This is a genomic window from Microbacterium aoyamense (assembly GCF_023155855.1).
Taxonomy (GTDB): domain Bacteria; phylum Actinomycetota; class Actinomycetes; order Actinomycetales; family Microbacteriaceae; genus Microbacterium; species Microbacterium aoyamense.
The window spans coordinates 252,424-265,435 of sequence record NZ_JAKNUT010000001.1 but is presented as its reverse complement, the minus strand read 5'-3'; the positions used below and the strand labels follow the sequence as shown (position 1 = coordinate 265,435).

Below are 13,012 nucleotides of genomic sequence, written 5' to 3'. Positions count from 1 at the left end.
CCCCTCGTTTACGAGCGGAAGTGCGGTAACTTGATCGACAGGACGAGCGCGCGACGCTCACGCCATGGAGGGCGGATCAGGACACATGCTGGTACTCACGAGACGTGCGAACGAGAGCATTCTCATCGGCGATGACATCGTCGTGACGATTCTCGGGGTGACTCCGGGTGGCGTGCGGGTGGGCATCGAAGCGCCGCACGACAAGCGCATCCACCGTGCCGAGATCGTGGTCGCGGTCGGCGACGAGAATCAAGACGCCGTCCAGTCCTCGAACGACGTTTCGGCCGAGGAGGCGCTGCGGACGGCGATCGGACGACTCGGCGCCGCGCGATGACGTGTCGAACCTCGTCCGGTCGGGGGTTACCACACCACGCGCGCGTCGCGATAGTGGTTCATGAGGCGGAAGAACCCGCCGAACATCCTTCGACCCCGACGAGGTGACCGACGTGGCCGCGCACGATCTGAGCCTGCATCTGACGCGAGAGCGGGAGATGCTCGAACTCCTGCTGTTCAAGCTCGACGTCCAGCAGATGCTTCTGGCGACGGGGCGCACCCGATGGGTTCCGCAGACCGCGAAGGAGATCGAGCGCGTGATCGCGCTCATGCCCCCGCTCGCTCTCACGCGCGACACGCTCGTCGTCTCGGTGGCGAAGGAGTGGGGAAACCCCGAGGCCAAGACCCTCCGCGAACTCATCGACGTGGCGCCCACCGATGCGTGGCGCGAAGTGATGGATGGTCACTTGACGGCGATGGTCGACCTCGCCGCTGAGATCAGCGAACTGAAGAAGATCAACGAGCAGCGTCTGCGCACCGCGATCCGCGTCACGCAGGAGACCATCGCCGGTCTCGGTGTCGCGACAGGGGAGTACGACCAGGCCGGCGACGTCGTACGGGGTGGCGGCGAAGCCGTCATCCTCGATACGAGGGTGTGACAGCGTGTCGTCCTTCTCGGGGATCCGGCTCGCGGAGTCCGGTCTCGCAGCGGCGAGGGCCGGGATGAACGTCACCGGCCAGAACATCGCGAATCAGACGACGGCGGGCTACACACGCCAGCGCGTCGAGCAGTCGCCTTCCTCGCCCGCCGGACAGACGAGTCTGTGGCCGTCGCCGCTCTCGGTCGGCGGGGGCGTGAACGTCACGGGCATCGCGCGACTGGGTGACGCCGTGCTCGACGCCCGAGTACGCGATGCCCTGTCGACCTCCGGCTACTGGGAGGCGCGGGCTGCCGCGTCGACGCAGACCGAGGCGGCCATGGCCGAACCGACGACGGAAGGCCTCGCCTCGAACCTCGACCGATTCTGGGCGGGATGGGCCGACCTCGCGAACAAGCCCGACGCAGCGACCGCCGGAATCGTCTTGAGCAACGCCCAAGTCCTCATCGGCCAGATCGTCGCGGGCTATGACGCCGTCTCGACGCGCTGGTCCGACCTGCGGGCGGGAGTCGATCGGCAAGTCGCCGGTGTGAACGCCACAGCCGGTCAGGTCGCTCTGCTCAACGGTCAGATCCGCGAGGCGCTCCAGTCCGGCCGCACGGCGAACGAGCTGATCGATCAGCGGAACGTGCTCGCGCAGCAGCTCGCGACGGCGGTCGGCGCGACGGGAACCCTGGAAACCGACGGCACCCTCACGGTGCGGGTCGACGGCAACGCACTCGTCTCCGGCGACCGGGCCCGAGCCCTGGTGGCAGGCGGGCCGCAGGACGTCTCGGACGGCGGGCGCATCTCCCTCGCGTGGGTCGACCGCCCCGGCGAGCCGATCGCCGCGGTCAGCGGCGCGCTCGGCGGCACGATCAGCGTGCTCGCGCCCGCGGCGGAGGGTGGCGCGCTGGCTGCCGCCGCCGCGGCGTACAACACGGTCGCGGTGAACCTCGCGCAGACGGTCAACGACCTTCACAGCTCGGGATCCAGGCCCGACGGAGTCCCGGGGGGCGACTTCTTCGGTCTGGATCCCGCGATCCCTGCCGCGAGGGGGTTGAGCGTCCTGCCCACCGGAATCGACGAGCTGGCGCTCGCCGCCGGTGGTGCGGGGCCGCTCGACACGACGATCGCCGACGCGATCAGCCGCCTCGGGGCATCCGCCACCGGGCCGTCGGCCTCGTGGTCGACCTTCGTGACGAGCTTCGGGGTGCACGTCGCGGGCGACGTGCAGCGAGCGGACATCGCCGGGACGGCGGCCGTGGCATCCCTCACCGCACAGCAATCGAACGCCTCGGTCGACGGTGACGAGGAGACCATCAATCTGCTCACCTTCCAGACGGCGTATCAGGCCGCAGCACGGGTGCTCACCGCGATGGACGAAGCGCTCGACGTGCTGATCAACCGCACCGGTCTGGTCGGACGATGAGGGAGCCGAGGCAGTGAGCGCACGGATCACCAGCAGCACCATGACCGACCAGACGCTCCGCACGCTGCAGGCGGCGCTCGTCGATCGGGATCGCCTGCAGAGTCAGGCCACCTCGCAGCGAGTGTTCCGCACTCCGAGCGATGACCCGGCCGCTTCGGCCACCGCCCTCGGCCTGCACGGCGAGCAGGCGCGAGTGGCGCAGTACGCGCGGAACGTCAGTGACGGAATGGCGTGGGTGACGACCGCCGATACGGCGCTCGGCTCGGCCATCGACCTGCTGAACCGGGCCCGTGATCTCACCGCGCAGGGAGCGAACTCCGGTGCGCTCAGTCAAGCGGCGCGGGATTCCATCGCCGCCGAGCTCGAGAGCATCGGCGCGAGCCTCCTCGCGCAGGCCAACACGACGGTCCTCGGACGCAGCGTGTTCGCCGGCACGAGCGACGCGGGAAGGGCGTTCGAGGCGGGAACCTACACCTTCAACGGAACGGCGGGAAGCAGCGTGGACCGGCGCATCAACGACAACGAGACGGTCCGCGTGGACGTGGACGGATCGCAGGCCTTCGGTGCGGGAGCGGCGAGCATCTTCGCCGTGCTGGGGGACATCGCGACGGAGCTGCGAGCCGGTGCCGAGATCGGCCCGCGGCTCGCCGACATCGATGCGCGGCTCACGAGCATGATCGAGGCCCGCGGCGCGACCGGGGCCCAGCAGGCGCAGCTCGAGCGTGCGTCGTCGCAGAACCTCTCGGCCTCGATCGATCTCGAGGCCCGCCGAGCGGATGTCGAAGATGTCGACAGCCTCGAGGTGCTCGTGCGGCTCCAATCCGCGGAGCTCGTCTTCCAGTCCGCCCTCCAGGTGACCGCTCGGTCTCTGCAGACGAATCTCCTCGAGTTCCTGCGATGACCGCGACTGCCGTCGTCGTCGATGTCGACTTCGCCTCTGCTCCCCCCGGACTCGCTCCGCACACCGCTTACACGCTCCATCGGGTCGATGGCGCGGATGGTCTCTACGCGCTCCACTCGCGCGTGGGCTCGGTTCGCCTCTTCCTCCTCGATCCGCTCGTCGGCGACTACGGGTACCGGCCGGTGCTGACGGCGGGGATGCTCGCCGAGATCGGGGCCGCCGATGGGACCGATGCGCGCGTGTTCGTCGTCGTCAATCCTGCGGATGACGGCGTCTACCTGAATCTGCGCGCACCGATCATCCTGCATCGGCAGACCGGCCGCGCGGCGCAGATCATCCTCGACGATCAGAACTACCCCGTCCGAGCGCTCCTCGGCCGCTGATCGAGGGCATTCGTTCATAAACGAGCGAATCCAAGACTTCTCCCCTTAATCGAGAGGATCGGGTACTCTTTCGTTGAGGCATCCGTCATCTGGCCGACGGCATGCCCTGGGACGAGTCGTGGCACTGGGAGAGCAATATCGCCGCGGCTCATGAATCGCTCGCTTCGAGCGAGCAGTTTGGGGACGGCACTGATGACTGTTATCGCAGGATTCGACCAGGAGCGCGTGAGCAAGCGCGAGTTCGTGCAGCGAGTCGCACGACGGGGGAGTGTTCCGCTCCCGGTCACCCAGCAGGTGTACGACGCTCTCATCGAAGAGCTCATTGAGCTCGTCGCCAAGGGCAACAAGGTCACCCTCACGGGGTTCGGCAGGTTCTACCCGCAGGAGCACAAGGGCCATCGCGTGCGTTTCGCCGACGATGACGGCTCGTCGCAGATCGACGACTACACGGTCCTGAAGTTCTCGGCGACCCGCGCGGTCAATCGCGCGGTCCAGGACCTCGCGGACTGACCACTCGACTGCTCGCGGCCGCTCGTTCGCGATGACAGAATGTGCGCGTGAGACTCGTCCAGATCGCCCAGCACGCGGATGATCTGCAGCGTGCGGCGGACTTCTACACCGTGCTGCTCGACACCCCGCCGTCGGCGCTTTTCGACCCGCCCGGCCTCCTGTTCTTCGACCTCGACGGTGTGCGTCTGCTTCTCGATCGCGCTGCGCCGAGTTCGCTGGTCTATCTGCACGTCGAGAACGTGCACGAGACGCTCGAACGACTGGAAGGACTCGTCGAGGTCGTCACGCGTCCACATGTGATCTTCACCCACGAGGACGACACCCTCGGGCCCGAGGGCTACGAGGAGTGGCAGGCGTTCATCAAGGACTCCGAGGGCAACACGGTCGGTCTGATCGCCTTCCAGCTCCCGTGATGAGCATCCTGATCACCTCCCTTTCTTCCGGGTGAGCACTACGCTGGGACGGTGAGCGCGTACGTCTCGGCGTTCGAGCTGTTCTCCATCGGAGTAGGACCCTCGAGCTCCCATACGGTCGGCCCCATGCGGGCGGCCCTCGACTTCGTCGTGCGCCTGCGCGAGCAGGGGCTCCTGGGCCACGTGGGTCGCGTCACCTGCACGCTCTACGGCTCGCTCGGCGCGACCGGCATCGGTCACGGGACGCCCGACGCCGTGGTCGCGGGTCTTCAGGGACTCGCTCCCGAGACGGTCGATCCCGACGCCGTGCGCTCGGCCTGGAGCGCGTGGCCCTCCGGCTCGACGTTGTCTCTCGACGGGACGCACGAGATCCCGTTCGAGAAGGGCGACGTCGTCTTCGCTCCGCGCACGCGACTGCCGGGGCATCCCAACGCCATGACATTGGAGGCGTGGGCGGATGCCGCGCACGGCCCACCTCGCGCGACGTCGGGCGTGGTCCGCGAGACCGGAACGCCCCGGCTCGCGGCCCCCGCGAGCGACGCGGGCCTCGTCCTGCGGGACACGTACTACTCGGTCGGTGGCGGCTTCATCCGGCGCGACGGCGAGCCGCCGCGCGTGCGCGCACACGCGTTCCCCCTCGACTTCGCGAGCGCGGAAGACCTGCTCTCCGTGTGCGACGAGCGAGGCATCACGATCGCCGAGGCCGCGCGCCTCAACGAAGAGGCGCTGCGCAGCGACGACGAGATCGCCGAGGGACTCGACGCGATCTGGGATGCCATGGCCGCGTGCGTCGAAGCGGGGCTCGTGGCCGACGGCGTGCTGCCGGGGATGCTGCAGGTCAAGCGCCGCGCGAGCTCGATCCGCGCACAGCTCGACGAGGCCGAGGCGACGGGTCACCGCGAGCTCCCCGGAGAGTGGCTCGGCGCGTTCGCGCTCGCCGTGAACGAGGAGAACGCGGCGGGCGGGCGCGTCGTGACGGCGCCGACCAACGGGGCCGCCGGCATCCTTCCCGCCGTCGCGATGTACTGGTGGCGATTCCTCGCCGACTCGGGCCTCGGGGCGGGCAACGCCGTGACGCCCTACGGCGAGCTCGTGGGCAGCGCCCTGCTCGGCTTCCACCCTCCGGTCGTGTCCCTGGCCGAGGAGTCGCCCGGGGCGGTCGCCGAGGCGAATCGCCGCCGCGGCATCCGGCGCTTCCTGCTCACCGCGACGGCGCTGGGCTCGCTGTTCAAGGCGAACGCCTCGATCTCGGGCGCCGAGGGTGGATGCCAAGCCGAGGTCGGCTCGGCATGTGCGATGGCCGCGGGCGGCCTCACGGCGGTCATGGGCGGGACGAACCGCCAGATCGAGAACGCCGCCGAGATCGCGATGGAGCACCACCTCGGTCTCACGTGCGACCCCGTCGGCGGGCTCGTGCAGATCCCCTGCATCGAGCGCAACGCGATCGCGGCGTCGACCGCGGTCACGGCCGCGCGCCTCGCGCTCCGCGGCGACGGGAGCCATTACGTCTCGCTGGATGCCGTGGTCGAGACGATGCGCCAGACCGGCATCGACATGTCGACGAAGTACAAGGAGACGAGCGAGGGCGGCCTCGCGGTCAACGTCATCGAGTGCTGACCCGGCGCGGTCCGTGGGGTCGCTCGGTCGGAGAATGTCACCGATGTCGGATGATTCCTCTGCGATCGATCCGACGATCGCGACATTCTCCGACGGTACGGCCCTGCACCCGGCCTGCCTTGTGATTGCATGACCGGCCGGTCGTAGGCTGAGCGCGTGCCCGAGTACGTCGTCCCCACCGCGCGCCGCCGGCGCGGGAGACCTCGCGCGGGTGAGCCGAGCGCGCGCGACGACATCGTCGACGCTGCTGTCGCGGAGTTCGCCGACCTCGGCTACGACGGCGCGACCATCCGCGGCATCGCGGCGCGCGCCGGTGTGGACTCCGCACTCGTGCACCACTACTTCGGCACCAAAGCAGATCTGTTCGGGCACACGATCGGCGCGCCCATGCGCCCCGACGTCGACATCCCGTCGATGCTCGGGGGCCCGCGCGACGTGCTCGGGGAGCGCATCGTGCGCTACGTGCTCGAGGCGTGGGAGCGTCCCGAGGTGCAGAAGCGCGGCGTCGTTCTGCTGCGCTCGGCGATCGGAAACAAGCTCGCGACGCCTCTGCTCGCCGGGTTCCTCTCGCGCGAGCTGCTGGGGCGGATCGCCGATGCGCTGGAGACTCCGGATGCCGCGCTCCGCGCGAGTCTCGTCGCATCGCAAATCGCCGGCCTGCTCGTGGCCCGCTACGTTCTCAAGCTTCCGGCATTGGCCGCGGCATCCGTCGACGAGCTCGTGGCACGTGTCGGACCCAACGTCCAGACTTACCTGACCGGATAAGGCGCAGGCGGCTGAAAGGAAGCGCATGTCGTTCCAGGCATACCTCGACAACATCGAGGACAAGACGGGGCTCACGCCGCGGCAGTTCATCGACCTCGCGACCGAGAAGGGCTTCGGTCCCGGCACGAAGTCGGCCGAGATCGTGTCGTGGCTGGGCGAGGATTACGGTCTCGGCCGCGGGCACGCGATGGCGCTCGTGCATGTGATCACGAAGGGGCCGAAGATCGATGCGAAGCACGTCGGCACGGGCACGACGCACTCCGATGCGTCCGACACGCTCTGGCTCGAAGGCAAGGCATCGAACCCCTTGACCGCGTAGCGGGTCAGGAGAATAATTCACCGCGTGATGAATAATGCGGTGTCGGTGCGTGGCCTGCGCGTCAAGCGCGGCACCAATGAGGTCTTCGCTGGGCTCGATCTCGAGATCCCGCGGGGTCAGATCACGGGGTTGCTCGGGCCATCGGGCTGCGGCAAGACGACCCTGATCCGGTCGATCGTCGGAGTGCAGAAGGTGGCGGGCGGCACCGTCACGGTGCTCGACCAGCCGGCGGGCTCGCGCGCGCTGCGCGACCGCGTCGCGTACGACACGCAGTCGGCGTCGGTCTACGCCGACCTCACGATCCACCAGAACCTCCGCTACTTCGCGCGGCTGATCGGCGCGCCGCTCGCCGACATCGATCGGGTGCTCGACCAGGTCGGGCTGAGCGATCGAAGGCATCAGACCGTCGAGTCGCTGTCGGGCGGGCAGGAGAACCGCGTCTCACTCGCTATCGCGATGCTCGGCTCGCCCGAGCTCATCGTGCTGGACGAGCCGACGGTCGGGCTCGACCCGGTGCTGCGCGGCGAACTGTGGACCGTCTTCCGCGCGCTCGCCGACGCCGGCGCGACGATGCTCGTGTCGAGTCACGTCATGGACGAAGCGCTGCGCTGTGACCGCCTCGTGCTGCTGCGGGCCGGACGCATCATCGCCGACACGACGCCTGACCGCCTGCTCGCCGACACGGGGACGACGGATCCGGATGCCGCGTTCCTCGCGCTCATCGAGCGGGACGAGGCATCCGCGGACCATCCCCAAACGCGCCGCGAAGCGCGCGAGGGGGGCGAATCGTGAACGCCGCCCGCACGTTCGCGACCGCGGCCCGGGTCCTGCGGCAGCTGAGCCACGACCCTCGATCGATCGCGCTCATGATCATCGCGCCGAGCCTCCTCGTGGGGCTGTTCGCCTGGCTCTTCAGCGATCAGGACGGCGTCTTCAATCAGTTCGGCGGCCCGATCCTCGCCCTGTTCCCGTTCATCGTGATGTTCCTGATCACGTCGATCACGACGCTGCGCGAGCGCCGATCGGGCACGCTCGAGCGGCTCATGACGACGCCGATCGCGAAGGCCGACTTCATCCTCGGCTACGCTCTCGCGTTCGGACTCATGGCCGTCGTGCAGGCGGTCATCACCGTCACGTTCGCGGTGTGGGTGTGCGGGCTCGAGGTCGAGGGCCCGGTCTGGCAGCTCGGCCTCGTCGCCGTCGTCGATGCCCTGCTCGGCACGGCGCTCGGCTTGCTCGCGAGCGCGTTCGCGCGCACGGAGTTCCAAGCCGTCCAGTTCATGCCGATCCTGGTCTTCCCGCAGATCATCCTCGGCGGACTCTTCATGCCGCGCGATCAGATGCCGCAGGCGCTCGAGGTCATCAGCGACTTCCTGCCGCTGAGCTACGCGATCGACACCATCAACGCCGTGACGGCGGGCGATGACGGGTGGGACGTCTGGCGCCCCCTGCTCATCGTCGTCGCCTTCGCCGTCGGCTCGCTCATCCTCGCGTCGCTGACTCTCCGGCGCAGGACGCCGTAGCGCTCCGAGAACGCGATCAGCAGTCGTCGGCGGGCTTGCGCAGCTTCGCCGTGAGGTCGCGCAGCTGCGCGAGCTCTCCGTCACTCAGGAGCGACATCCGGTCCGCGATCGACCGACCGTGGGCGGTCGCGATGCGGCGGAAGGATGCGGCGCCCTCCTCGGTCGCGCGCACGAGCGATCCGCGGCCGTCGTCGGGGTCCGGGCACTTCGAGACGAGGCCGCGGGTGGCCATCCGGTCGACGAGTCGAGACACGCTCGGCTGACTGATGAGCATGTTCGCCGTCACGTCGCGCAGTCGTGCCGTCATCCCGGGTGCTCGCGTGACGGTGAGCAGCACGTCGTACTCCGCCTGCGAGAGGCCGGTGTCGCTGAAGTCGCAGCTGATCTCGTCGAACACCTCGTGCTGGGCGCGGAAGAGGCTCTCCCAGGCATCGATGGCGAGGCGGCGGTCGGTCACATCCACAAGAGTACGACCATGCGTGCGCCCGTAGGCTGTCCGACATGACGCGTGCCGTGGGCCGAGGCATCCGGAGCCTTCTTCTCGTGCTTTCGCTGGCACTGCTCTCGGCGTGCAGCGTGAGCGTGTCGCTGGGCGACGAGCCCGCGGCATCCGTCTCGACGAACCTCGACGACTTCTCGTTTGAGAGTCTCGACGTCGAATACTCGCTCAGCCGCGCCGAGGACGGCACGAGCCGCGCGACCGTCGTCGAGACGTACGTCGCAGTGTTCCCCGAGTACGACCAGAACCGCGGAATGCGCCGTATCGTGCCCGAGACGTACAACGAGCCGGCGAGCGGGGCGGACTGGCCGACGCATCCCACTCTCGTCTCGATCACCGATGAGGCCGGGCATCCACGGGCGTCCGAGACCGAGTCCGAGGACGGCTGGTACTCGATGACGTCGCGTGCCGACGACTACGTCCACGGTCGGCAGACCTACGTCTTCACCTACACGCTCGAGAACGTCACGAGCCGCACCGACGTCGGCGTCGACGAGTTCTACTGGGACGTCAACGGCAACGACTGGGCGCAGTTCTTCGGCCGGATCACGGCGCGCGTGACGATGGATGCCGAGCTCGCCGCCGCCCTCAACGGCGACGCTGCCTGCTACGTCGGCTACCAGGGCTCGACCGACCTCTGCGAAGCGATGCTCGACGCGGGCGTCGCGACCGCGACCGCGACCGATCTGCAACCGCACCAGGGACTCACGATCGCGGTGGGGTTCGAGCAGGGCACGTTCACGCCCTTCGACGGTTCGTATTTCGCATCGCCGTGGGGGTGGCTGCAGGGCATCGCCGGTCTCGGAGTGCTCGCGGCGCTCGTCGGCGCGATCTCCACGCGCGTCAGGCGTCTGAGCGATGAGCCGGGCCGGCCGACGATCATCGCCGAATACACGCCTCCGCAGGGCGTCGACGCGCTCGAGAGCGCGATGCTGCTCGGCCTCACGACGAAGGCGATCCCCGCCGAGGTCCTCGAGCAGGCGGTCGTCGGGTCGCTGCGCATCGTCGAGGGCCCGCGCAAGTTCTGGGGCGGACACAAGCTCATCGCCGAGCTCGTCGACCCCTCGCGCGCCGATGGCGACGGGCTCATGCTGCTGCAGGGTCTCTTCCCGCAGGGGGTGCCCGGCGAGCAGTTCGAGTTCGGTCGCACGGACACCCGGTTCTCGACCGCAGCGCAGGGCATCCTGAAGGCCGCGACATCCGAGCTCGACCGCCGCGGCCTGCGTCGCAAGGTGCCGGCCGGATCGCGCGCATGGCCGATCATCGTGGCAGTGCTCGCCGCCGTCGCGGCGTGGATCCTCGGATTCGTCGCACTCGAGAACGGCGTCCACTTCATCGTGCCGCTCATGGTGATGGGAGCGTCGATCGTCGTCGTCATCGCGGTGATCGCCCTCGTCTCGCGCAAGCCGCTGACGGCGAAGGGCGCCGAGGTGCGCGATCACCTCGCGGGTCTCAAGATCTTCATCGAGTGGGCGGAGGCCGATCGCATCCGGATGCTGCAGTCACCGGTCGGAGCCGAACGCATGCGGGTCGACGTCACCGATCCGCGTCAGATGCTGAAGCTGTACGAGACCCTTCTGCCGTACGCGGTCGTCTTCGGTCAGGAGAAGCAGTGGGCGAAAGAGCTCGCGGTCCTCTACGGCGTCGGCAATGCGCCCGTCTGGTACGCGGGCACGGGCGGCTTCGACGCGAGCTCGTTCTCTGCGGGAATCTCGAACCTCTCGGCGTCGTCGTCCTCGTCGTCATCGACCTCGGGCGGGTCGGGCGGCGGCGGGTCGTCCGGTGGTGGGGGCGGAGGCGGTGGCGGCGGCGGGGTCTAGTCGAATCTCGATCTCGACCATCGAAAATCCTTCGGGGGCGAGGTGAACCTATGAGTCGGCAAAGAATCACGAAAAGATAACGCCGACCCCTTCCCTTCCGTTACCTGGTCGTTATAGAGTGCAAGCACGGTAGTTGTTTTGCTGTGGCAGCTACCGGACATGTGATTGCAGGACACTCTTGGTGCAAGGGACAAGGGCCGGTCGGGAGCCTCTCCGACCGGCCCTTACTCTTGCTGCGGGTCGGGTCGGGTCGGTGCGACGTGCAGCGCACGACGGGACTGCCGTCAGTGCACGAGATGCTCGGAGAACTCGTTCGTCGCGGTGTCGCACATGGTGATGCGCCACGCAGGCTCGCCGTCGTCCATCGCGCGAGCCATCTCGATGATGAGCGGGCTCGGCCACTCTTCACCCGAGCGCAGAGCGGCGTCGAGGATGCCGGTGCCCGAGGAGTGCTGCTCGGCGTCGGTCAGTTCGACCTCGTGCGAGGCGAGTTTCTCGAGAGTGCGCACATCGACGATCGACTCCCGGCCGGCGCTCGAGTCGTTCTGCGGTTCTCCGAAGAGGTCGTGTCGGGTATCGGCGCTGCGTAGGCGCCAGACCCATCGGGAATCCGAGTACTCGAGTCGGAGACCGACGATGCTCCCCGCGACGCCGTCGGACTCGCCCGGCAAAGACTCGAGGAAGTCCGTCGGCCACGACAGCTCGGGCGGCATGCACGTTCCGGGATAGTCCTGGCCGACCGCGGACGGCGCCGCCGGAACGGCGGTGCACCCCGAGAGTCCGATCGCCGCTGCCACGGCGAGTCCGATGCCGAGCATCCTGCCGCTACGCATTCCCCACCCTTCGTCGCCCGGCAAGGAGCCTACCTGCGCTGCGCGCCGAGAGTTGGTCGTCGTGCGAGCAAGGCTCGGATGAGGCGTCGGGGTAGCGTGGAGGCTCCACGATCTTGGGGCCGCAATGACCACCACCATCGCATCCTTCCCGGTCCTCGGGATAGCGCTCGCCGTGCTCTCGGCCGCGCTGCTCACACTCGGCAATCACCTGCAGGCGAAGGGGGTCGCGGCACGCGCGACGAAGGGCTCCGGCGCGATCGGCGCCTCTCAGGCCTGGGCGCTCGTGCGTGAGCCGGTGTGGCTAGCGGGCTCCGCGCTGTTCGGAGCGGCGATCCTCGTGCAGCTCGGCGCGCTGGCGTTCGCACCGCTCATCGTCGTGCAGCCGGTCGGCGTCGTCGCCCTCGTCTTCTCCTCGCTCCTTACGGCGTGGCTCACGAAGACGGCACCACGCCTGCAGGAGGTCGCCGCGATCGCGGTCTGCGTCGTGGCGCTCGGCGTGTTCGTCACGGTCGCCGCACGTGTGAGCGAGCAGACGACGATCACCGACGCGCAGCTCATCACGGTGCTGATCGTGCTGCTCGTCGTCCTCGGGATCACGTTCGCAGCGTTCGCGCTGCGAAAGGGACAGGCGCTCCCGGCCGTCGCCTACGTGCTCCTCGGCGGGCTCTACTCGGGGTTCGTCGCCACGCTCGGCAAGACCGTGATCCTTCGCGTGCAGACTGCGATCCACAACCGCGACTACCGCATCGACGACACGAACCTGCTCACGATCGCCTGCCTCGTCGGCATCGGGGTCGCCGGCGCTCTGTCGATCTACCTCGTGCAGGTCGCGCACACCGTCAACGGTCCGGCCGTCGTCGTCGCGGGCCTCACCGTCGTCGATCCCTTCGTCGCCGTCATCCTCGGCATCACCGTCCTCAACGAGGCGACCGGCGCTCCGGCGTGGAGTTTCATCGTCTTCGCGCTCACGGGCGCCGCAGCGATGTGGGGGGTGTGGTCGCTTGCGCGGACGAGCGCGGCCCAGGATGCTCCGAAGCCCTGACCCCGGCACCAGGCGCGGGTGCTCGCACGGATCACCTCCCCTTC

At 68.7% G+C, this 13,012-nt stretch carries 16 protein-coding genes; 14 read left to right on the top strand and 2 right to left on the bottom strand.

Features of this window, described 5'->3' with window-relative positions; translation table 11 throughout:
* Positions 1-85 precede the first annotated feature (85 nt).
* The 12 genes from csrA (at position 86) to MA876_RS01610 (ending at position 8,774) form a co-directional block, all read left to right on the top strand.
* Complete coding sequence (gene csrA / locus MA876_RS18860; protein WP_275561591.1) at positions 86-334, top strand: carbon storage regulator CsrA; 249 nt, start codon at positions 86-88, stop codon at positions 332-334.
* Between the two features lie 112 nt (positions 335-446).
* Positions 447-932 (top strand): flagellar export chaperone FlgN, encoded by a 486-nt coding sequence (gene flgN / locus MA876_RS01660; RefSeq protein WP_248145441.1) that lies wholly within the window; start codon positions 447-449, stop codon positions 930-932.
* Positions 933-936: 4 nt separating this feature from the next.
* Complete coding sequence (flgK, locus tag MA876_RS01655) at positions 937-2,343, top strand: flagellar hook-associated protein FlgK (RefSeq protein WP_248145439.1); 1,407 nt, start codon at positions 937-939, stop codon at positions 2,341-2,343.
* Positions 2,344-2,383: 40 nt separating this feature from the next.
* The gene (locus tag MA876_RS01650; protein WP_248145437.1) at positions 2,384-3,244 is read left to right on the top strand and encodes a flagellin N-terminal helical domain-containing protein; all 861 of its coding nucleotides are present in this window, start codon (positions 2,384-2,386) and stop codon (positions 3,242-3,244) included.
* Positions 3,241-3,627 (top strand): flagellar assembly protein FliW, encoded by a 387-nt coding sequence (locus tag MA876_RS01645; RefSeq protein WP_248145435.1) that lies wholly within the window; start codon positions 3,241-3,243, stop codon positions 3,625-3,627. The genes MA876_RS01650 and MA876_RS01645 overlap by 4 nt, the downstream gene beginning before the upstream one ends.
* A gap of 192 nt (positions 3,628-3,819) precedes the next feature.
* Positions 3,820-4,137, top strand: coding sequence for an HU family DNA-binding protein (locus MA876_RS01640; protein ID WP_248145433.1), 318 nt, complete (start codon positions 3,820-3,822; stop codon positions 4,135-4,137).
* A gap of 47 nt (positions 4,138-4,184) precedes the next feature.
* The gene (locus MA876_RS01635; protein ID WP_248145431.1) at positions 4,185-4,550 is read left to right on the top strand and encodes a VOC family protein; all 366 of its coding nucleotides are present in this window, start codon (positions 4,185-4,187) and stop codon (positions 4,548-4,550) included.
* 51 nt (positions 4,551-4,601) lie between these two features.
* Positions 4,602-6,167, top strand: coding sequence for an L-serine ammonia-lyase, iron-sulfur-dependent, subunit alpha (locus MA876_RS01630; RefSeq protein WP_248145429.1), 1,566 nt, complete (start codon positions 4,602-4,604; stop codon positions 6,165-6,167).
* Positions 6,168-6,323: 156 nt separating this feature from the next.
* Positions 6,324-6,932 carry a TetR/AcrR family transcriptional regulator gene (locus tag MA876_RS19195; RefSeq protein ID WP_248145428.1) on the top strand — a complete coding sequence of 203 codons (609 nt, stop codon included), beginning with the start codon at positions 6,324-6,326 and terminating at the stop codon, positions 6,930-6,932.
* Positions 6,933-6,957: 25 nt separating this feature from the next.
* Positions 6,958-7,251: a DUF4287 domain-containing protein gene (locus MA876_RS01620; RefSeq protein ID WP_248145426.1), complete on the top strand. Its 294-nt coding sequence runs from the start codon at positions 6,958-6,960 to the stop codon at positions 7,249-7,251.
* A gap of 27 nt (positions 7,252-7,278) precedes the next feature.
* Complete coding sequence (locus MA876_RS01615) at positions 7,279-8,043, top strand: ABC transporter ATP-binding protein (protein WP_248147143.1); 765 nt, start codon at positions 7,279-7,281, stop codon at positions 8,041-8,043.
* Positions 8,040-8,774 carry an ABC transporter permease gene (locus MA876_RS01610; RefSeq protein WP_248145424.1) on the top strand — a complete coding sequence of 245 codons (735 nt, stop codon included), beginning with the start codon at positions 8,040-8,042 and terminating at the stop codon, positions 8,772-8,774. The genes MA876_RS01615 and MA876_RS01610 overlap by 4 nt, the downstream gene beginning before the upstream one ends.
* A gap of 16 nt (positions 8,775-8,790) precedes the next feature.
* Here MA876_RS01610 and MA876_RS01605 read toward each other — a convergent pair whose 3' ends face one another.
* The gene (locus MA876_RS01605) at positions 8,791-9,231 is read right to left on the bottom strand and encodes a MarR family winged helix-turn-helix transcriptional regulator (protein WP_248145422.1); all 441 of its coding nucleotides are present in this window, start codon (positions 9,229-9,231) and stop codon (positions 8,791-8,793) included.
* Between the two features lie 44 nt (positions 9,232-9,275).
* Between MA876_RS01605 and MA876_RS01600 the strand changes: the two genes are divergently transcribed.
* Positions 9,276-11,093: a DUF2207 domain-containing protein gene (locus tag MA876_RS01600; protein ID WP_248145419.1), complete on the top strand. Its 1,818-nt coding sequence runs from the start codon at positions 9,276-9,278 to the stop codon at positions 11,091-11,093.
* Positions 11,094-11,377: 284 nt separating this feature from the next.
* Here the strand turns inward: MA876_RS01600 and MA876_RS01595 are convergent, their stop codons facing one another.
* Positions 11,378-11,926: a hypothetical protein gene (locus MA876_RS01595; protein ID WP_248145417.1), complete on the bottom strand. Its 549-nt coding sequence runs from the start codon at positions 11,924-11,926 to the stop codon at positions 11,378-11,380.
* A 124-nt stretch (positions 11,927-12,050) separates the two neighbouring features.
* On the opposite strand from MA876_RS01595, the gene MA876_RS01590 reads away from it, so the two are divergent.
* The gene (locus MA876_RS01590) at positions 12,051-12,968 is read left to right on the top strand and encodes a DMT family transporter (RefSeq protein ID WP_248145415.1); all 918 of its coding nucleotides are present in this window, start codon (positions 12,051-12,053) and stop codon (positions 12,966-12,968) included.
* Positions 12,969-13,012 lie beyond the last annotated feature (44 nt).